The sequence below is a fragment of the Thalassospira lucentensis genome (assembly GCF_011806425.1).
Taxonomy (GTDB): domain Bacteria; phylum Pseudomonadota; class Alphaproteobacteria; order Rhodospirillales; family Thalassospiraceae; genus Thalassospira; species Thalassospira lucentensis_B.
Window position 1 is genome coordinate 41,133 of record NZ_JAATOV010000007.1, and the last position, 20,852, is coordinate 61,984.

The 20,852-nt window shown below is 53.1% G+C and carries 19 protein-coding genes; 7 read left to right on the plus strand and 12 right to left on the minus strand.

Annotated features, from left to right (window positions below; all coding sequences use genetic code 11):
- Positions 1 to 70: 70 nt before the first annotated feature.
- The 7 genes from HCZ99_RS18320 to HCZ99_RS18350 all read right to left on the minus strand — a co-directional run bounded on the left by HCZ99_RS18320 (position 71) and on the right by HCZ99_RS18350 (position 5,516).
- On the minus strand, positions 71 to 406 hold the full coding sequence (locus HCZ99_RS18320) for a hypothetical protein (protein ID WP_167448469.1): 336 nt from the start codon (positions 404 to 406) through the stop codon (positions 71 to 73).
- A 206-nt stretch (positions 407 to 612) separates the two neighbouring features.
- Positions 613 to 897 carry a hypothetical protein gene (locus HCZ99_RS18325; RefSeq protein ID WP_167448470.1) on the minus strand — a complete coding sequence of 95 codons (285 nt, stop codon included), beginning with the start codon at positions 895 to 897 and terminating at the stop codon, positions 613 to 615.
- A 207-nt stretch (positions 898 to 1,104) separates the two neighbouring features.
- Positions 1,105 to 1,392, minus strand: a complete 288-nt coding sequence (locus HCZ99_RS18330; protein ID WP_167448471.1) for a hypothetical protein — start codon at positions 1,390 to 1,392, stop codon at positions 1,105 to 1,107.
- A gap of 171 nt (positions 1,393 to 1,563) precedes the next feature.
- Positions 1,564 to 2,337: an ABC transporter ATP-binding protein gene (locus HCZ99_RS18335; protein WP_167448472.1), complete on the minus strand. Its 774-nt coding sequence runs from the start codon at positions 2,335 to 2,337 to the stop codon at positions 1,564 to 1,566.
- Complete coding sequence (locus tag HCZ99_RS18340) at positions 2,334 to 3,401, minus strand: FecCD family ABC transporter permease (RefSeq protein ID WP_368484283.1); 1,068 nt, start codon at positions 3,399 to 3,401, stop codon at positions 2,334 to 2,336. The genes HCZ99_RS18335 and HCZ99_RS18340 overlap by 4 nt, the downstream gene beginning before the upstream one ends.
- A 24-nt stretch (positions 3,402 to 3,425) precedes the next feature.
- Positions 3,426 to 4,376, minus strand: a complete 951-nt coding sequence (locus tag HCZ99_RS18345; RefSeq protein WP_167448473.1) for an extracellular solute-binding protein — start codon at positions 4,374 to 4,376, stop codon at positions 3,426 to 3,428.
- A gap of 9 nt (positions 4,377 to 4,385) precedes the next feature.
- Positions 4,386 to 5,516: an ABC transporter substrate-binding protein gene (locus HCZ99_RS18350; RefSeq protein ID WP_167448474.1), complete on the minus strand. Its 1,131-nt coding sequence runs from the start codon at positions 5,514 to 5,516 to the stop codon at positions 4,386 to 4,388.
- 134 nt (positions 5,517 to 5,650) lie between these two features.
- Between HCZ99_RS18350 and HCZ99_RS18355 the strand changes: the two genes are divergently transcribed.
- Entirely contained in the window at positions 5,651 to 7,789 is a 2,139-nt protein-coding gene (locus HCZ99_RS18355) for a TonB-dependent siderophore receptor (protein WP_167448475.1), read from the plus strand.
- Between the two features lie 165 nt (positions 7,790 to 7,954).
- Here HCZ99_RS18355 and HCZ99_RS18360 read toward each other — a convergent pair whose 3' ends face one another.
- From HCZ99_RS18360 to HCZ99_RS18375, 4 genes are all read right to left on the minus strand, one after another.
- Complete coding sequence (locus tag HCZ99_RS18360) at positions 7,955 to 8,161, minus strand: hypothetical protein (protein WP_167448476.1); 207 nt, start codon at positions 8,159 to 8,161, stop codon at positions 7,955 to 7,957.
- Between the two features lie 75 nt (positions 8,162 to 8,236).
- On the minus strand, positions 8,237 to 8,578 hold the full coding sequence (locus HCZ99_RS18365) for a hypothetical protein (RefSeq protein ID WP_167448477.1): 342 nt from the start codon (positions 8,576 to 8,578) through the stop codon (positions 8,237 to 8,239).
- A 65-nt stretch (positions 8,579 to 8,643) separates the two neighbouring features.
- Complete coding sequence (locus HCZ99_RS20950) at positions 8,644 to 8,880, minus strand: polymorphic toxin type 17 domain-containing protein (protein WP_167448478.1); 237 nt, start codon at positions 8,878 to 8,880, stop codon at positions 8,644 to 8,646.
- A gap of 162 nt (positions 8,881 to 9,042) precedes the next feature.
- Entirely contained in the window at positions 9,043 to 9,636 is a 594-nt protein-coding gene (locus HCZ99_RS18375) for a hypothetical protein (RefSeq protein ID WP_167448479.1), read from the minus strand.
- Between the two features lie 696 nt (positions 9,637 to 10,332).
- Between HCZ99_RS18375 and HCZ99_RS18380 the strand changes: the two genes are divergently transcribed.
- From HCZ99_RS18380 to HCZ99_RS18390, 3 genes are read left to right on the plus strand one after another with little or no spacing between them, the layout of a single operon-like run.
- A complete protein-coding gene (locus HCZ99_RS18380; RefSeq protein ID WP_167448480.1) occupies positions 10,333 to 13,371 on the plus strand; it encodes an FAD-binding and (Fe-S)-binding domain-containing protein in 3,039 nt (1,012 codons plus the stop codon).
- A 9-nt stretch (positions 13,372 to 13,380) separates the two neighbouring features.
- Positions 13,381 to 13,572 (plus strand): hypothetical protein, encoded by a 192-nt coding sequence (locus tag HCZ99_RS18385; protein WP_167448481.1) that lies wholly within the window; start codon positions 13,381 to 13,383, stop codon positions 13,570 to 13,572.
- Positions 13,573 to 13,627: 55 nt separating this feature from the next.
- Entirely contained in the window at positions 13,628 to 13,939 is a 312-nt protein-coding gene (locus HCZ99_RS18390; RefSeq protein WP_167448482.1) for a Dabb family protein, read from the plus strand.
- Positions 13,940 to 14,001: 62 nt separating this feature from the next.
- Here HCZ99_RS18390 and HCZ99_RS18395 read toward each other — a convergent pair whose 3' ends face one another.
- Entirely contained in the window at positions 14,002 to 15,492 is a 1,491-nt protein-coding gene (locus HCZ99_RS18395; RefSeq protein ID WP_167448483.1) for a methyl-accepting chemotaxis protein, read from the minus strand.
- Between the two features lie 328 nt (positions 15,493 to 15,820).
- Between HCZ99_RS18395 and HCZ99_RS18400 the strand changes: the two genes are divergently transcribed.
- Genes HCZ99_RS18400 through HCZ99_RS18410 form a run of 3 tightly spaced genes read left to right on the plus strand, consistent with a single transcriptional unit; the run spans position 15,821 to position 20,841 of the window.
- Positions 15,821 to 16,855 (plus strand): HlyD family secretion protein, encoded by a 1,035-nt coding sequence (locus HCZ99_RS18400; protein WP_167448484.1) that lies wholly within the window; start codon positions 15,821 to 15,823, stop codon positions 16,853 to 16,855.
- Positions 16,852 to 19,689, plus strand: coding sequence for a ribosome-associated ATPase/putative transporter RbbA (rbbA, locus tag HCZ99_RS18405; RefSeq protein WP_439654662.1), 2,838 nt, complete (start codon positions 16,852 to 16,854; stop codon positions 19,687 to 19,689). The genes HCZ99_RS18400 and rbbA overlap by 4 nt, the downstream gene beginning before the upstream one ends.
- 3 nt (positions 19,690 to 19,692) lie before the next feature.
- Positions 19,693 to 20,841, plus strand: a complete 1,149-nt coding sequence (locus tag HCZ99_RS18410) for an ABC transporter permease (protein ID WP_167448485.1) — start codon at positions 19,693 to 19,695, stop codon at positions 20,839 to 20,841.
- Positions 20,842 to 20,852 lie beyond the last annotated feature (11 nt).

The window sequence follows — 20,852 nt, forward strand, 5'->3', positions numbered from 1 at the left end:
CAAACCACCCGACAGGCTCAGATACAGGGAATGTGCGGCGCACAGCAGCCCCGCACATTCCCGACCGTTTTTAAACACTTGATGGCTTCTCACGTAAAAGTTCGACGTACCTTCGGTCGCAATACCACCATTCAATATCCGGTAGCTCCATTCGAAGTAAGTTTAACAACTCCCAACCCTCTTCATAGAACAAGTGATATTCTTGTTCATCATTGAAGCCGATATTTGAATGATCCGCCAAATCTAGTGTTTTATCAAAGGTCTCCTCCCACAAATGCAGCCGCGCTTTTAAGATATTAGAGATAGGCAACGTATCAGGATCAACGTTATCGGGTTCAGTCATATCCCAGAGACACCAACACTGATAATCTGACTGCAATTTCATCTTGCGCTTCGCGTTGTGCATATTCTCTCCTCAAGGTCCTGATCTCGGGTTCGCGCCTAAGATAAAACCACTGTCGCCGAACGTAATCGCTGTGTATTGGGTTTGGCCGTTGCAATGGTATTTGTATACTCGGCGACCTTCACCGGCACCTTGATAACCTAGAATCTTTCCATTTTATCGCGTCGGGTCAGATCAACATCCTAAAGAGTTGGAACGGTGACAGTTAATCACGCAAATTTTGAGTACTTCTTGTATAGTTTGTCGAATGAGATTTCACCTCTCCGCAGCGCTGAAAACTCTTCCTCCATTATCTCAACATCGGTAAATTTCGTCGCTAACTGCCCACTATCAAATTGGAAGAAATATACACCATCTGACTGAAAAGCCTTGCAGTGCATTCCTAGCAGTTCCTTCTCGTTCCCTCGAGCATTGCAAAAATAATACTCGTCCTCCCTCAACTCAAGGTGGCGATCTCTTTGCGAAGTATCAATCTTCACAGGCTTAAGCTTCACAATAAGCTCCACTAGAATTCAATTTCGATAAGCGGTGCGTTTCTCAACTCGACACCTGCTTCAGCAGTTCCACCGGCAGTAAATCCACCTGGCACCCATTGATGATTGGCTCCTCTCTCGTTTCCACTTGGAAATTTAATTCCAGCAAGATTTTGCTGTGGAATATGAAGAGCTACTGAATCACCATTTGAAAGTGTACCTGGGACGCTACCCAACGGGCTGTCTCTTTTTGTTCCTGTCTGTTAGTGCAATCATGTCTTCAAAAGTAAGTTCACCACTTTTAATGCGTTCGAACTCACCATCAGATATTGCGTAAACAATCGAACCACCGCCTTGTGCACTTGCCTGAAACTCGAAATAACAGGAGCCGTCCGCTTCTTTACGTGCCTCCCAATCTTGTTCTCGCCACAAGGTCTCAGAATGAATCGATGGCCGGCCGATAGGATAGTAAGTGTCACCGATTTTCTTAACATATGGGCCAAATTTTGGGTTCATATCGGTAATCCCATCAATTTCTTAGCTGATCTGTGATGTCTTTAAATGGCGCAGTACTAACGTCTGCGACACCATCACGCCCAACGACATGCCCACAAAAGGGGACAGGTTCGATCAAGGCCAAAGCTTAACCGCCAAACAGACACCAAACCACTTTAATGCTCCGCCGATTTACAGCGCCTCATGATCGACCAGAACAAACGGAATACCTTCGGAGCAATATTCAACCCGCGCCGAAACCCCATAAGCGCGCGATATCACCTCGGGCGATATGACGCTTTCCGTCTGACCAAAAGCAATCAACCCGCCGTCTGAAATCACCGCAAGCTGATCACAAGTCCGGATCGCAAGATTGATATCGTGAATGGCAATCATTGCGATGGCCCCGGTGTCGCGCAAGATCTCTCGAACCGCGTTAATCACCGCCAATTGCCATTTCAGGTCCAACGCACTGGTCGGCTCATCAAGCAGCAAAAGCTCAGGGTTGCGCACGACCACTTGCGCCAGTCCCACCATTTGCCGCTGCCCGCCTGACAAACGGTTCATCCGCTCAAGGGCAAGATGGCTGATGCCAAGATCGGCAAAGGCGGTTTCAACCGCTTCTTCCGCTGATCGCGTGTCCAACGCCCTCACCGCGCGACAGGCTGCCATCACGGCTTCGTACGCCACAAGTGGGCTTGCCGGGGGCAATGTTTGCGGAAGGTAGCCGATCATCTCGACACGCTTGCGGCGGTCGACGGATTTTAAATCCACGCCATTCAATTCAACGCCCCCCGTACTGTCACCAAGTGCGGCAATGGCGCGCAGAAGCGTCGATTTACCAGACGCATTCGGCCCCAAAAGCCCGACCATCGATCCCCGTGCGACCGACGACAGCGACAGGTTTTCAATCACCGACCGGCGCTTGTATCCCGCGGAAAGGTTGCTAATGACAAGGCCGGTCATGCGCGATGCTCCTTGGCGACAAGCAGGGATAGGAAAAGCGGAACCCCGACAATCGACGTCACGATGCCAAGCGGTATGATCATGCCCGGAATGATCGTTTTAGACGCGATTGACGCCAACGACAGGATCAACGCCCCCGCCAATGCGGCCCCCGGCAAGAAGAAACGATGATCTTCACCCAGCAACAGACGCGCAATATGCGGCCCGACCAAGCCAACAAACCCGATGGTACCGACAAAACAAACCGCGACCGCCGCCAAAAGGCTTGCGCGCAACATCACCGTCAGTCGAAGCCGCTTGGTATCAATGCCAAGGCTTTCTGCCTGCGCCTCGCCAGCACGAAGCGCGGTAAGCTTCCACACATTGCGTAACGACAAAGGAATGGCGATGATCAAAACCACCGCAACCGTTGCGATCTTTGGCCAGGTTGAACGGCCCAAGCTTCCCATGCCCCAGAAAACAATCTGCTGCAACGTGTCCGCATCCGCCAAAAACTGCAAAAGCGCAACCACAGAATTGATCGCAAACACCAGCGCAATCCCAAACAGGACCACACTATCGGCCCCATTCGATTGCGTTTTCGCCAAAAGATGGATCAAAAGCGCTGCCACCGCCGCAAACAAAAAGGCACTTGTTGGCAACAATGCTTCTTGCGGAAACCACGTCAGGGTAATCCCCGTCACCAGCACCAACGCCGCCCCTAACGTCGCCGCGGCCGAAACACCCAACGTAAACGGGCTGGCCAGCGGGTTGTTCAGAACCGTCTGCATTTCTGCCCCCGCCAATCCGAGCGAGGCCCCAACAAGCCCCGCCATCACGGCATAAGGCAGGCGAACATTAAACAGGATATAATGCACCGGCCCCGGCAAACCAGCCGGGTCAAACAGCCCGGCAATCACGCTATCGGGTGACAACGGGGCTGGCCCGGTAAAGACGTCAAAAACAAACGCAACCCCCAACAGCACGACCATAAGGATCAGGATCAGAACGCGATACAGGACGAAACGTGAATAGCCTTCCGCAAGCGTGCGGTCGGTTGTTGCCATCTGTGAAGGACGTGTCACGGACTGGGTCACTTTAATATTCATTTAGGCCCACGGCATCGTTGAGGCATATGTCTCTGCCGCATCATTAAATTCTGCCACCGCCGAAAACGGCGTCGTGTCGACGCAAAGTTCGCCCGCCTCACGGATCAGGGCGTGCGGCGCGACATGCTCAGAAACAGGATATTCATATCCCACACTGGCATAAATCTGCTGGCCTTTATCCCCGGCAAGATATTCCAAAAAGGCACATGCTTCCTTGGGATGGGGCGCATGCGCCGCAACGCCTGCCCCGGTGATATTGACCGGGGTTTTGCCATGATCAAACGTTGGCAAAATCGGCCGCACATGCTCGCTCCAGGCCTTTTGCTCTGGCCCGCCAACACCAGCACACATTTCCCCGTAATAGTACGAATTGGCGACACCGATCTGCGCCTTGCCCTCGGCAATCGCACGAACGGCACTGCGGTCGCCACCCTTGCTCAGCGGCCTGTTCGCCGCGATACCTTTTAGCCACGCCTCGGTTTTCTCTTGGCCGTAATGCGCCCGAAAGGCCGCAATCAAGGCCGTGTTGAACATATGATCGGCGGGTCGAATAAACAGTTGATCGCGCCAGCGCGGATCTGCCAGATCCGCATAGTCAAACTGCGTCACATCAAGGGACTTCTCGACGAAAACGAACCGCGCACGCATGGACTGCGCAAACCAGCGCCCCTCAGGATCGCGTAAATGTGCCGGCACCAGCTTATTAAGTGTCTCTGATTGCACCGGCTGCGTCAGGTTTGCCGCCGCAAGCGCCATAAGCCGACGGTAATCAAGTGTAAGCACGATATCAGCAGGACAATTTTCCCCTTCCTGTTGCACGCGCGGGGCCGCATCGGACTTGATATCTTCGATGGTTACCTCAATCCCGGTTTCCTGATGGAAACCGTCGGCAAGCAACTGGGTGAATTCCCGGTGACGGGTGGAATAAATGGTCAGTTTACGGTGGGTCATAGGGTCTGCTTATTCTAAGGGATCAAGGGCAACGGTATAAACGCCATCCTGCGGAAGCAACGGAAACCGCTTGCGAAACTCAGCCAGCGTCTTTCCGGCGTCAAAGGCATCTTTATGGTCCGGGTTAAGCCAACCTGCCAATGCTTCAAGGGCAACCAGATGAAGCGGCGTTTCATTCAGGCCGTGCCAAAGCGCATAGGCGCGTTTGTTGCGCACGGCCTTCAATTCCGCAAGTCCGGGATCAGAAACGATGCGCGCAAGACTTTCACGCGCTTGGTCCGCACTCACATTCGCGCCGATGGTAATTCCGCCCGAACCTTCGGCTTTCAGGCCACCGGTGGCAACATACACATCGGGTTGGCGCGTCAGCATATATTCAAGATTGATCGGGCCGACCGGCCGTGGCAACACGTCCGCGGCAATACTATGCCCGCCGACCAAGGCTGCAAGATCGGCAAAGCTGCCGCGCCCGATACTCGCACAGCAGGGCATCACCCCGGCATGACTGTGAAAAACCAAATCAGTCGGCGCACCTGTCTGCTTCCCAACCGCCTCGGTGATCCGCTTTAATGTTGCCTGATAAAACGCAATCGCTTCTTCCGCGCGGGTCTCTTGACCAAGCAACTGGCCAAGGATGCGCAGGCTCGGCACCGTGTCGTTAAGCGGATCCTGTGCGAAATCGACAACGGCAACATTCAGTCCCGCCTGCGTCAGTTCCCGGATGAAAGCCGTACTACCGTCACTTTCGACCGGCCCGGCATTGAACCGGCTGATCAACACCAGATCGGGCTGCAGCATAAGCAAGTTTTCGATCACAAAGTCACTTCCCGCCCGCCGGCCAATCACCGGCAGCGCGTTTAGCGACGGAAACCGGCTGTGCCATGCCTCGGCTTCGTTTGGGAATATCCGGTTCAGGTCATCGGCCCAGCCCGCAAGAATACCCATCGGGTCCGGATGGACCATGCCAATCATGCTCAGAAAACGGCCCTGCCCCAGCACAACACGGCTGGCTGGCTTTGCCAGTTTGATCTCGCGACCCAAAAGATCGCGAACCACAAGACCCGATTTCGCGCTGGCCAGCCCCGGAAGTGCAAGCGCCATCGACCCGGCGAGGAAAGCGCGCCGGGTTATTCCATTCACATTCGCCATCTTCGTGCTTTTCGGGACTCTAAATTTGTTAATATTGACTATCACTAGCATCTTATTCTATAGGTCCTACAGCAAGCAAGGCCTGAACGCAACTTGCTGAAATATTTTGCAGAATTGGGGAAATCGTGAGCAATCGACAGTTTAATTCCAGGGTATCCGTTCTCGCTTTGATCACGGGCCTGAACATCATTTCCTTTGCCCCGGCGACGCACGCTCAGGAAAAAGTCCAAACGCTCGACCCCATTATCGTGCAGACCAAGGGCGAAAACAAAGACAGCTATGTCGCAACGACATCAAGCTCCGCCACCAAAACCGCAACGGCGCTGATCGAAACACCGCAAGCTGTTTCCGTTGTCACACAAAAAGAGCTCGAAGCACGCCAAGTACAGTCCGTGGGCGAAGCCATCCGCTATAATTCCGGCGTCTTGGGCGACTATTGGGGCGGGGCTGATCTTCGATATGACAAAACCTTGATCCGCGGTTTTGATGCGGCCCAATATCTTAATGGACTGAAACTAAGCCAAGGCAAATTCGCCGGCCTCGGACGACCAGAACCCTACGGATTGCAGCGGGTCGAGGTCCTCAAAGGCCCCTCTTCGGTGCTCTATGGGCAAAACGCTCCGGGCGGCCTCGTCAACCTGGTTAGCAAAAAACCAACCGCAGACCCCATTCGCGAAGTCAATGTCTCGCTCGGCAACTTTGACCGTCGCCAAGGTTCGTTCGATGTCGGCGGTGCGCTCGATGATAACGCCGAATTCCAGTACCGCTTGGTTGGCTTGGCGCGCGAAAGCGACACCCAAACCGATTATGGCAAGAACGATCGCCAATTCATCGCACCATCTTGGCGCTGGGCGCCTTCTGATGACACCAGCCTCACCTTCCTTGCCAGCTATCTGCGCGAGGATCTCGGAAATCAGGTCAATGTATTGCCGCCAATCGGAACACTGACCTCCGCCTCCTTTGGGAAAATACCGACCAGTTTCTATCCCGGTGAACCGTCGTTTGATCAATTCATCCGCGCGTCAAAATCAATCGGGTACGAGTTTGAACATAGCCTTAAAGACGTTTGGACGTTCCGACAAAACCTTCGTTATGACCGGCAGGATGCCGATTACCGCTATGTCAGCTATTCCGGTGCGCCCGTCGTCGGAACAACGATGGCCCGTAAACGGACCTTCATCGATCAGGACCTGAACTCTATCGGCGTCGACAACCAGGCCGAGGCGGAATTCTCAGCAGGCCCCATCGACCATGACGTCATTGTCGGTCTCGATTACCGATATGTCGATTTCTCATATCAATTCGGCACCGCCTCCGCCCCCAGCCTTGATATCGCAAACCCCGTCTATGGCAGTGCGATCGAGATGCCGCGCACAACCAAAAGCGAACGGACGGAACAGCATCAGACCGGCTTTTACCTGCAAGACCAGATGCGGATGGATAATTGGGCCGTCACGCTCAGCGGGCGTTACGATGTCGCCGACAGCTCAACCGTGAACCGGTTGAAAAACACCACCGTCGACCAGAATGACAAAGAATTCACCTGGCGGTCCGGCCTTGTCTATCTCGCAGATAACGGATTGGCCCCGTATGTCAGCTATTCCACCTCGTTCGAACCAACAGCAGGCAGTGACTTTGACGGAAACGCCTTTGAGCCGACAACCGGCCAGCAATACGAAGTCGGCGTCAAATATCAGCCCAACGAAGCTGACAGCTTTGTTACCGTCTCGGCCTATAACCTGACCCAGCAGAACGTGGCAACGTCCGACCCCGATAATGTCGGCTTTGACGTCCAGACAGGCGAAACCGAGGTCCGGGGTGTCGAGCTTGAAGGTGTCGCCGTTCTCACCGACAGCTTAAGCTTAAAAGCCAGCTATACCTACATGAATGGCGAAGTCACCAAGAGCAACGATTACAAGGGCAACACCCCGGCCCAAATCCCCCGTCACATCGCCAATCTTTGGAGCGACTACACCTTTCAGGATGGCCCGCTGGCTGGATTTGGCCTTGGTGCAGGTGTGCGTTACATCGACAAACGCTTCGGCGACATGGCCAACAATATGGAACTCCCGGCGACCACACTGGTCGATGCCGCCCTCCATTATGACTTTGAAAAGCTCGACACCGACCTCAAGGGCCTAAGCCTGCGCGTCAATGCCAGCAACCTGTTTGACAAAGACTATGTCGGCCAATGCGCCAGCACCAAATTCTGCCAATACGGCGCACGACGCACCGTCACGGCCTCGCTTGGATATAAATGGTAAATGGTAAATGGTAAATCCGGTGCCAACTTCAGAAACAAGATCGCTCAACACGGCGCGATACCACAAACCGATTTAACCGACCCAGGTCATCCCCAATCAACTTGACCCAAAATAAAGGCTGGCCCCAAAAGGCCAGCCTTTATGCCAAGCGCACATCATCAAAATCTACGGGATCGTGATATTCACCCCACCCCCGCTGCCCGGCTTAAAAATCACCCCGCCATTGGCAGTGATTTCGGTCAGGACGGTGTGGTCATCCTGCTGCGCCTTGCCGACATTTTCAGACCACAGCAGACTGTCGCCTTCGCAGGTTTCCGATCGATAATCGCTGCGGATAGCGACCAGAAGCGCAACCATTGGCGATGGCGGCATGGATAAAGGGTCAATGGGTCAATGGATCAAAGGGTCATAAAATAGATCTGTCCACTTTTCTCTATTTTCTCTGAGTCATACCTCAAAAAACTCTACTTCTGCCCAATTTACACGCTTATCGACAAAATGATTTTCTTCCGAACGGTTCCAAACAAAACACAGCGCGTTTACGCTGTGCCATCCGTCACCCAGCTTTTCAATTACATTTGGCAATATCGCGCTTGATATAGATGGCGCGCGCAGCTCCATCGCGCACTCATAATACTCAGGGATTTTCCAATATTTTTTGATATCGGTTATCGTTACGTCTCCGAATTCATTGAGCGCACAAACCAGCGTTTTTCCAAGCTCAACAGCCTCCTCTGCTGAGGAAACGGAGGAAAACAAACGGATATTGACGAAAGGCCCATGTGTCATTTGTGCGTAATCTTTCTAACTAACGAAACTTTTGCACGGGAACCGTCGCCTGTAGCCCAGCCAATCTAAGATTTATCTGTCTTCGACAGCTGCACATACCATTCAAAGGCTTGCCCTTCCGTTCTGGACGAACCAAGAGTGCATTCATTCCCGAATTTATCGACGTACCCTTTGTTGGGCCCTCGCGGCAGGGAAGTAGTTGCATTCCAATCCTCTGGCGGAACATACCTAAACTTTCCAGATATTGGCAACTGCGCGGAATTGACACGGGCGGATTTCGACCAAACCTTCGCAGAACCCAATGTTCCCGACGGATATAAAGGCTACTCAGACTGATTATCGCCTGGGTATCCTGCGCGGCCAGAACCGACAGATCGAACCCGGCCAGAATAACATCGTCTTTTTGAAAAAGTCAGACTTGGCCCAAAACGCCGCCATGTATGACGGGATGAGACCTGCGAAAATTACGTCAGCACGTTTACGTGATGACCGCCGCCATTATCCTGCGCCCACCACATCATGGCCTCGCGATAGGCGGGCATATTTGGCAGGTCGTTTGAATTTCCGCCGCTGGCCATCACCTGGCCCCAAGCTTCCATCAGCTTCTCGACAGCGGGCATGCCCAATCCGACATCTTCCCGCCCGCCATGCACGAAATAGGATTTTTGCACTTCGGACCGGTCCACCACCCAGTCAAACGTGGCCTTTTCGTCTTCGCTTGCCGCGTCGTAAAAATCGATCACGTCCCGATACGCTTGTTTAAGGTCGTCGGGGTTGGCATCCATGATATCGGAAATGCGGTTCTCGACTTCTTTTTTCGCGGCCGCAACTTCTGCTTCGGAAAAAAGGCCGCCCGCATTGCTCTTCACCGCATACAGCATCTGACGATCAAGATCAGGGAACCCAACCGCGTCCCATTCTTCCTCTGTCGTGCCAGACGTTCCGATGATGCCATGCTTGGCATAGCCCGCATCAAGCTTTTCGCGCGCAATCATCGCGGCACTGGCAAGGGTGCCCGGTTCGGGCGCTGCTGCAGCCGCAGATTTCTGAGAAGGCACCGTTTGCCGCCCAGAAGACACCCCTACCGCATTGCCAGACGTCTGCGATGCCGGCTGCCTTTGCCCCGCATTCGAAGACAAAGTGGCATACCTGTTCATCATAAACCCAGGAATAGACGTCATGACCGTCCCTTACGCACAGTAGAGTATCACAATAATAGGGGAACTGACTTTAGGTCACACAACCTTAACAAGCAATTTATTTCCACCTAAACGTGTTTACTTAACCACCGCCTCTAACCGTTTATGCGCCGTGTAAAGCAGCGCCAAAACCAAAATAGCCACCAGCACCAATATCGACCTAAACATCAACATCGAACCCGGAACCTATAACGACCACAATATCAACCTGCCCCGACACCGACACCGACACCGACACCGACACCGACACCGACACCGACAAAAAAGGGACTGAGATACGATGCCCGACACAACGAAAATCGCGTCCCCCAAACACAAAAATCCAAACTCAAAAAAGAAGGCCGATTTTAAATAGTATGAGGATTTAAAATGCGGTGCGTCGGGTGATTTTTTGGTCGTGCGATTTGAGCGTTTTGGGCACGCGTCGATTATTCACTAAAAATGAATAATCAGTCAGAATTTTCGATTTGTGTATTTAATCGCGATCAGGTCAAATGGCCCAAATTCCCGTTCAAGCCGCCCTCAAAAAAGCGGCCAACCCATGAGAGCCCCGCAATGCCCGCGACCCAAAGCGTGATTTCAAAACTGCCGCGTCTTACCCCAGACAGATCGCTTGATAGTTTGACGCTCAGTTTCCTCAAAACCCTTGAATCTGAAGGGAAATTTGGCGGCGAAATCCATGCGGACTTCCCAACCCGGCTGCTTAATGCCACCGATAACAGCGTTTATCAGGTCATGCCGCGCGCCGTGTTGCAGCCAAAATCGCGCGAAGACATCAATATCGTCATGGAAATGGCTGGGCGCGAGGAATTTAACGAGGTCAAAATCACCCCGCGCGGTGGTGGTACCGGCACCAATGGTCAGTCGCTCAACAACACCATCATTTTGGATTCCTCCAAACATCTCAATAACATACTGGGGTTTGACGCTAAAACCGGCTTGGTCCATGTCGAACCGGGCGTGGTGCTTGACCAGCTTAATGCTTGGCTAAAACCACACGGGTTTTTCTTCCCGCCGGCGGTCTCCACCGCCAGCCGGGCCACCATTGGCGGCATGATCGGATCGGACAGTTCGGGCAAAGGATCGCGGATTTATGGCAAAACCAGCCATTATATCCACGATATGACCACGGTGCTGATTGATGGTACGGATTTCAAAACATCGGCGCTAAGTGCTTCTGATGCAAAGGAAATCATGGCGCGCGAGGATCGCACCGGATCGCTTTATCGCACGGTATTTGATGAAATAGCCCCACGTCGCGACCTGATCAAGGCAACCTTCCCGGAAATGAACCGCGGGCTTACGGGCTACAACCTGAAAGAAGCCGTTTCCGATCAAGGGGATATGAACCTTTCCTTCTTGCTCGCCGGGTCTGAGGGCAGCCTTGGCATGGTCAAGGAAATCACCCTGCGCGTCATCCCCCTGCCCAAGCACAAAGCCGTCACGGTTGTCCGCTATGACAGCTTTGATAGTGCCCTTCGCCATGTGCAAACCCTTGTAAAGTTTGATCCTGTCGCGATTGAAAGCATCGATGACAAGGTCATGAAACTGGCCGAGCAGGATGAAAGCTGGCACATGCTGGGCAAGTTGCTGGGCACAGATACCAGCAAGGTGCAAACGCGCGGCTTTAATGTTGTTGAATTCATTGGCGAAACTGTCGAAGAAGTTGCCGCAAAACAGGCCGAACTTGCCAGCCACCTGACCGCCAACCCAGATGCCGATTACGCCCCCATTGGCTGGGTACAGGCCACCGATCCGGCCCAAATCGCCGCCATCTGGTCGATCCGGGCCAAATCTGTTGGCTTGCTTGGCAATCTGGAAGGCAAACGCCGCGCCACCCCATTTGTCGAAGATACCGCCGTCCCGCCGGAAAATCTGGCTGATTTTATCGCCGAGTTCCGCGCCTTACTGGATGCCGAGGGCCTTGATTACGGCATGTTTGGCCATGTCGATGTCGGCTGCCTGCATGTCCGCCCATTGCTTGATATGATGGACGACGAAGACGAAGCGCGCATCCGCCGTGTTTCGGACGCAGTTGCCGATCTGACCAAACGCTATAACGGGCTGATTTGGGGTGAACATGGCAAGGGTTTCCGCGGCGAATATTCCCCGATTTATTTCGGGCCAGAGCTTTATGAAAGCTTGCGCCGTATCAAGGAAGCCTTTGATCCGGAAGGACAACTCAATCCCGGCAAGATCGCATCGCCCTATTCGAAAAACACACCGATCACCGCGATTGACGCGGCCCCAATGCGGGGCCAGTTTGATCGCCAAATCGAAGAAAAACTGCGCGACGAGTACCTTAATGCCACGCGTTGTAACGGCAATGGCGCGTGCTTTAACTGGGATCTGATGGACCCGATGTGTCCATCCTATAAGGTCACGCGCAATCGTGTACACTCGCCCAAGGGGCGGGCTGGCATGATGCGCGAATGGATCCGGCAAATTTCGGTTGGCACCGACCCAATGAACCAGGATTTGGCGGTGATCAACGCGCGTGACTTTTCCCATGATGTGTACGAAGCCATGGCAGGCTGCCTATCGTGTAAGGCCTGTGCGGGCCAATGCCCGGTCAAGGTCGACATCCCGGAAATGAAATCGCGGTTCTTGGAAACCTATCACACCCGCTATAAGCGCCCCATAAAGGACTATGTGATTGCCAAGCTGGAATATATTGCACCCCTAATGGCGACGGCCCCAGCGCTGTTTAACACCCTGCAATCCACCCCGCCGATGCCATGGATTTTCAAGCGGTTCATTGGCCTGACCGACCTGCCCAAGCTCACGCGACAAAGCTTGAAATCGGGGCTACGCCAACGCGGTATTGGCCGGTTTAAACAGGCCGAACTTGATGCGCTTACCCCCGATGAAAAAGCCAAGGCCGTCATCCTTGTGCAGGATTGCTTTACCACCCATTACGATACCGATGTGGTGCTTGCCCATGTCGACCTTTTGCAAACCCTTGGATATCGGGTATTTGTCCCGCCCTACCGGGCCAATGGCAAGGCGATGCACGTTAAAGGCTTCCTGAAAAAGTTCGATTATCAGGCCAAACAAAACGACATCGTCTATGGCAAAATCGCCAAATCCGGTGTGGCAATGGTCGGTATTGAGGCCAGCGTCACCCTGACCTATCGCCAAGAATACGCCCAGCGCCTGTCGGGGCGTCCGGATTACCGCGTGCACCTGTTCCATGAATGGTTGGCCGCCGAAATCGCCGAAGGCCGCCTCAACGCACCCAAAATTGATAACAGTGTTAACACCACACCCGCGGCAAGCCTGTTCCCCCATTGCACCGAAAAAACATCCCTTCCAGATGTTGGCGTAAAATGGCAACAAATCTTTGCCGCCTTTGGCCTTACGCTCACCACTGAAAAGACCGGCTGCTGCGGCATGGCGGGGGTTTATGGCCACGAAACCCGCCATCAAGAAACCTCGCGCGAACTCTATGATATGAGCTGGAAAAAGAAGGTCGATCAAACGGGGGCGGCAAACATGCTCGTCACCGGTTTCTCCTGCCGTTGTCAGGTCAAACGCTACGAAGGCGCAAAACCGCAGCATCCGGTGGAGTATCTGGCGCGGCATTTGGTTTAAGGATAAGAGATGGAACTCATACAAAACATCCTTGGTACGATTATCGCGTTTGCAGTTGGCATATTCGTCGTCCGGGTTTTCTGGGTAAGCGGTAGAGATCGCCGATCCAGCGACAGCCGAGAGCACGGCTCCCTTCCCGGCACGCACTATTATTCCGGATCGAATGACGGCACCGGATCTGATTCCGGTGGTCGACCATAATTATCTCTGAAAGTCAGACGTCTAAGGCCACGAAACCCGCCATCAGGAGCCCCCAATGATCCGTCACATCGTTTTGATCAAATTTAAAGCTGGCATTGATCAAGCGACGATTGAGCGTCAGTTTGATTCCTTGGCTGATCTTGGTAAAGAAATTGCGGGGATGCGGGGGTTTGATGGTGGATTTTCGGTGAGTCCGGAAAAGATGGAACAGGGGTTTCGTCACGGGTTCTGTGTTGATTTTGATGATGTCGCGGCGCGCGATGCCTATTTAGCGCATCCAACCCATCAGGCATTGGGGGCCGAGCTGGTCGCGGCGGCCGATGGCGGGATTTCCGGATTGATCGTGTTTGATTTGGAGATGTCATAAAAAAGGGAGCAGATGCAGATCTGCTCCCCGTGCGTGCCAAGATGATTTCTTGGATTGGCTTGTTAGCGCGTCAGGACTTCGGCGGCTTTGCGCGTTTGTGTGACGGACTTTTCAACACCTTCCGAGATTGTTCTGATTTCACCCAGTCTATTGACCAGTTCCTCGACCGAGACGGCCATTGTTTGCATGTTGTGCGACACGCTATCTGTGACCGCACTTTGTTCTTCGACCGAGGATGAGATGCTTGTCACACTGTCGCGGGCGGTTTCGATGGAGCCGCGAATGGTTTCAAGTGACTGAACGACTTCGTTGGAAATTTCCTGCACGCCACTGATTTCCGAGGAAATCTGATCGGTGGCCTTGGCCGCCTGATTGGCGAGGTTTTTGACTTCGTTTGCCACGACGGCAAACCCCTTGCCAGCGTCGCCAGCACGGGCTGATTCAATCGTCGCATTAAGGGCGAGCAAGTTAATCTGCCCCGCAATCCCACGGATAACTTCGACAATCCCGGTCATCGCATCCACAACCTCGGCCATTTTCTGGGTCGATTGGTTGGCATTGACGGTTTGGGTAAAGGCGTGCTCCGTCTCGTCACGGCTTTGGACCATGCTGCGCGAAATTTCGGCGATAGAGGCCGATAATTCTTCGGCACTGGCGGCCACGGTTTGCACCGAGTTTGCACTTTGCTCTGCAGCCGATGAACCACTGACGGCGGCATTTTCAAGATTTACGATATTGGCATCAATGTCAGCGAAATTCTCATCAATCATGACTTTGAGATCGACGAGAAGCTGGACCTGCTCGCTGACGTCTGTGGCGAGTTTGATCACGCGTTCTGGTTTGCCATGGGGATCGAAAATCGGATTATAGGTGGCTTCAAGCCAAACCGGCATACCGCCCTTGCCAACCCGTTTAAATTGGGCGGCCTGAACATTGCCTTTGCGCAGGTTTTCCCAGAAATCCTTGTATTCAGATGATTGGTCATAGCCCGGCTCGACAAACATGCTGTGATGTTTGCCGATCACCTCTTCCTTGGTATAGCCCATTGTTTTCAGGAAGTTCTCGTTGGCGGTCAGGATTTTGCCGTTGAGATCAAATTCAATGGTCGCTTGCGAGCGGTCGATGGCATTGACCAGCCCGGCGGCCAAGGCGCGTTCTTTGCGGCGCGCGGTAATGTCCGTGGCAAACTTGATAACTTTAACCGGCTTGCCCGATGCATTTAAAATCGGATTATAGGTGGCTTCAAGAAACACAGTTTCACCGTCTTTGCGGATGCGCTCAAACATGCCGCCTTCAAAGCTGCCTTCGGAAAGTTTTTTCCAGAAAGCCTCATATTCGGGGCTTTTCACTTCTGCTTGCGGGACGAAAATCGCGTGTTGCTTTCCGACAACTTCATCGAGTTCATAGCCCATGACATCTAGGAAATTTTGGTTGGCATGGATGATTTTGCCATCCATCGAAAATTCAATCACCGCCATCGATTTGCTAAGTGCTTGATATATTTGTTCGCCTTGTTGCGTCGAACGTCCCGCCCCGAAAATACTCAGCCCCATTATCTTTCCCATTTAAATTACTGTTTCAACATGGAGACGATCCGAATTCTCCATAAGAGCAATAACGACTATACTTAGGTATTGTTCCCTTTTAAACTTACAAGAGTATTAGGCCGATAATTTCGCCACAGCGTCGGCGCAGCCTTTACATTCCCATCGTCCCGACGGCCTATACCCACCTCTCCTTGCGTAAGATCAATGAGCGGTGCGCCATAGTGACCTAGGATCATTCCATAAATTGGTGCGTTGCATATAAAGGCGAACTCTGATCACCTGTATCGATCAAGGATTGTTTTGCCCTTGCCATATCCTGCCTTTGGAGAACGGAATGAAAAGTCTGCGTGGTCTGTTGATCGTTCTTATCGTAATTTTTGCGGCCGCAGGTGGTGGCTATTATTACTGGCAATCGCAGCAATCCGAACTGCCCGACTATATCGCATCGGGCAACGGCCGGATCGAAGCCGAAGAAATCCGTGTTGCCACCAAATACGCCGGTCGGGTCGATGCGGTTCTGGTCGATGAAGGCGATCGCGTTACCGCCGGACAGATTTTGGCCCAAATGGACACAGCCGAACTTTTGGCAAGCAAAGCCAAAGCCACCGCAGAAGTTGCCCGCGCCCAGCAAGGCATTGCCGAAGCGAAGGCCGAGATTGTCCAGCGCCAAAGCGAATTATCCTTTAGCCAGCAGCAGCTGACCCGCGCCAAAGAACTTGTCAAAAACAACAACATTTCCCGAGAGCAGCTTGATCAGCGCCAAGCCAACCGCGACGCCGCGCGCGCAGGGTTAAGTGCATCACGCGCGCACTTGACCAGTGCGGAACGTGGTGTTGAGGCCGCCCAGGCCGAACTGCGCCGTATTCAGGTGCAGATTGATGATTCCGTCCTGCGTGCGCCGCGCGATGGCCGGGTGCAATATCGTTTGGCCGAACCCGGTGAAGTATTGGCCGGTGGCGGCCCCGTGGTCACAATGATTGACCTGACCGATGTTTACATGAATGTGTTCTTGCCAACCCGTCAGGCAGGATTGGCCTTTGTTGGCAATGAAGCCCGCATTGTTCTAGATGCGGCCCCCAATTTTGTCATCCCGGCCAAAGTGACCTTTGTCGCCGATGACGCGCAATTCACCCCGCGTGAGGTCGAAACCCGCGAAGAACGCGACAAACTTATGTTTCGGGTCACGGTACGCATTGATCGGGAATTGCTTGCCGAGCATATCAAACGGGTGAAAACCGGCCTGCCCGGTGAAACCTATATCATGCTGGGCGACACCCACACGTGGCCGGAAAACCTGCACGTTAATCTGCCTGACGCACCAAATGCGACTGACACCAATGCAAACGCATCCCAAGGCACGCCGGAATGAGCAGCGGTGACGATATGGCGCCCATTACAGATACCAATGGCGATCTAGATCGGGCTGCGCCGGTTGCGGTGCGGCTTCAATCTGTTCGCCATCACTATGGCAAGGTCACGGCCCTTGATAGCATTGATCTGGAAATCCCGACGGGCCAGACCATCGGCTTTATCGGCCCGGATGGGGTGGGTAAATCCACCACCCTTGCGCTGATTTCCGGGGCACGTAAAGTGCAAGACGGGGTGGTTGAAACCCTTGGCGGATCGATGGCGGACGGCACGCATCGTAACAGTGTCCTGCCCAAAATCGCCTATATGCCACAGGGGTTGGGCAAAAACCTGTATATGGATTTAACCATCCGCGAGAATCTAGAATTCTTTGGGCGGCTGTTTGGTCAAAGCAAGCGTGAGCGCGATGAACGCATTACGCGTTTGGTCCGGGCCACCGGGCTTGATCCGTTTACCGAACGTCCGGCGGGTAAGCTTTCGGGTGGGATGAAGCAGAAACTTGGGCTGTGTTGTGCGCTGATCCATGATCCGGAAATCCTGATTTTGGATGAACCGACCACAGGGGTTGATCCGTTATCGCGACGCCAATTCTGGGAACTGATTGACGCGATCCGACAAACCCAGGGCCATATGACGGTTCTGGTGGCGACGGCATATATGGATGAAGCTGCGCGGTTTGATCATTTGATCGCGATGAATGATGGCAAGGTTCTGGCGACCGGAACGGCCGATGCGCTGTTAAGCCGAACCAACACCGACAACCTTGAAGCAGCCTTTATCGCCCTTTTGCCCGAGGATGAGCAGCGCGGTCACCAGGCCTTGAAAATCCCGCCGCGCACCGTCACAGACGACGTCCCGGCCATCGTGGCCGAGCACTTAACCCAGCGATTTGGTGATTTTACAGCGGTTGATGATGTCAGCTTTCGCATTGAGAAAGGCGAGATTTTCGGCTTTCTCGGATCGAACGGGTGCGGCAAAACAACCACCATGAAAATGCTGACCGGGCTTTTGGCGGCGACCGAGGGGACGGCAGAACTATTTGGTAAACCGGTGGATGGGCAGGATATCGAACTGCGCCGCCGGGTTGGTTATATGAGTCAGGCCTTTTCGCTTTATGCCGAACTGACGGTTTTGCAAAACCTTGAACTGCATGCACGGCTGTTTCATTTGCCATCCGACAAGATCAAACCCCGCATTGATGACCTGTCAGAACGGTTTGGATTGGCACCGTATCATTCTGAAATGGCGGAACAATTACCGCTTGGCGTGCGGCAACGTTTGTCACTGGCTGTGGCGATCATACACAATCCGGAAATCCTGATTTTAGATGAACCGACATCCGGGGTCGATCCGATTGCACGCGATCAGTTTTGGCAATTGCTGGTGGAGCTTTCGCGCGATCAAGGGGTCACGATTTTTATCTCGACCCATTTCATGAATGAAGCTGAACGGTGTGACCGCATTTCATTGATGCATGCCGGTAAGGTTTTGATCAGTGACACGCCAGACGCCATTACCAAAGAACGCGGCTGCGACACGCTGGAAGAAGCATTTATCCGTTATCTGGAAGAAGCCAGCGGCGAGGATGAGGCGAACGATCCTGCGAACAAGGGAAGCGCGAAAAAAGCCGATACGGATGCAGATCCCCTCGCCGCCCTTGCGCGTGACGATACCAGCTCGGCCCATTGGCAACCGGCAAAGGCATCGTGGTTTAGTTTCAGGCGGCTGTGGGCCTATTCCCTGCGTGAAACGATGGAGCTTGTGCGCGATCCGATCCGGTTGATGTTTGCCCTGATCGGGACTGCGATCCTGATGCCGGTATTTGGCTATGGGATTACGTTTGATGTTGAAAATCTGACCTATGCGGTTCTCGACCGCGATCAAACCGCAGAAAGCCGGACCTATATCGAAAACCTTTCAGGATCGCGGTATTTTGAGCAACAGCCCCCGCTTTTAAGCAATGATGATCTTGAGGCGCGTTTGCTGTCGGGCGACATTGCGCTGGCGATTGAAATTCCGCCGGGATTTGGCCGCGATGTCGGCCGTGGGGCCAGCCCGGAAATCGCCGCGACGATTGATGGCACAATGCCATTTCGTGCCGAGACCATTCATGGCTATGTCGAAGGCATTCATCAACGGTATCTGGATGAACATACCAAGCGCGATGTTGGGCAATCGGGCCAAAGCCAGCCGATGCAAATCGAAGCGCGCTATCGCTATAATCAGGATTTCAAAAGCATCTATTCCATGGTGCCATCGGTCATCGCCCTTTTATTGATGTTTATCCCCGCGGTTTTGATGGCAGTTGGTGTGGTGCGTGAAAAAGAATTGGGATCAATCACCAACCTTTATGTCACGCCAGTTTCACGGCTTGAATTCCTGCTGGGTAAGCAACTGCCCTATGTCGGATTGGGGATGGTCAATTTTGTTTTGATGACGGCGATGGCGCTGTTTTGGTTTGGCGTGCCGATCCGGGGCAATGGATTGACGCTTTTGATTGGTGCGGTGTTGTTTGTGATTTCGACAACCGGCTTGGGACTTTTGATTTCGTCCTTCACCAACACCCAGATTGCCGCACTGTTTGGGACTGCGATTGCGACGATGGTGCCATCGGTGATGTTTTCTGGGATGATGCAGCCGGTGTCATCGCTTGAAGGTGCGCCAGCGGTTTTATCGGTGATTATCCCAACATCGCATTTCATGTCGATCAGTGTCGGGACCTTTACCAAGGCGCTTGGATTTGGCGCGCTTTATCCGGAATTGCTGCATCTTGCATTGTTCTTCCCGATCTTGACTGGGCTTTCGATGCTGCTTTTGAAAAAGCAGGAGGTATAAGACATGCTTGGCCGTCGGATCAGCAACATATACCGCCTTGGCATCAAGGAGCTGTTTAGCCTTAAGCGCGACGTGGTTTTGATCATCCTGATTTTCTGGGCGTTTACCTTTGCGATTTATAACGCCGCAACCGGGTTTTCCCATGACCTGAAAAACGGATCAATTGCGATTGCCGATTTGGATGGATCGGCCTTATCGCTTCGGATTTCGGATGCGTTTTTGGCACCCTTTTTCCAAGAACCCGTGCAAATCCAAGAACGCGATATTGATGATGCCATGGATAGCGGTGCGTTTACCTTTGTGCTGGTGATTCCGCCCGATTTTGAAAAGGATGTGGTCGCAGGGCACGGGGCGCAAGTCCAGCTTAACATCGATGCCACCGCCATGATGCAGGCCGGGATCGGCCAAGGCTATATCAGCAACATCATTGCCCAAGAAGTCACCACATGGTTGGGCGGCAAGTCGGCCTATGCGGCACAGAACGCGGACCAAAATACCGCTGCCCAGATCGTCACGCGCTATGCCTATAACCAGAATGCGACGAGTTCGTGGTTTACCAGCACGATGGAAATCATCAATGCGATTACCATGCTGTCGATCATTCTTTCGGGGGCAGCACTTATTCGCGAACGCGAACATGGCACGATTGAACATTTGCTGGTGATGCCGCTTGATCCGTTTGAAATCATGATGGCAAAGGTTTGGGCCAATGGATTGGTGATTTTGATCGCCAGTATGTTCTCGCTTATTTTTGTGGTCGAGTTGATCCTTGGCGTGCCGGTGATTGGATCTAAATTGCTGTTTATGGCCGGTGTGACGCTGTATCTGTTTTTTGCCACGGCCCTTGGTATTTTCCTGGCGACCTTAACGCGATCGATGCCGCAATTTGGCTTATTGTTTATTTTGGTGGTGTTGCCGCTTCGAATGCTATCAGGCGGCAGTACGCCGGTTGAAAGCATGCCCGAAACCCTGCAAACCATTATGCAATTTGCGCCCTCGACCCATTTTGTGACCTATGCCGAGGCGATCCTGTTTCGCGGGGCTGGCATGGATGTGGTGTGGCCGGAATTTTTGTTGGTGTTTGTCATTGCACTTGGCTTTTTTGCGTTCAGCGCCATGCGGTTTCGCAAAAGCATCGCGCAAATGCGCTAGGGCTTTGTTTT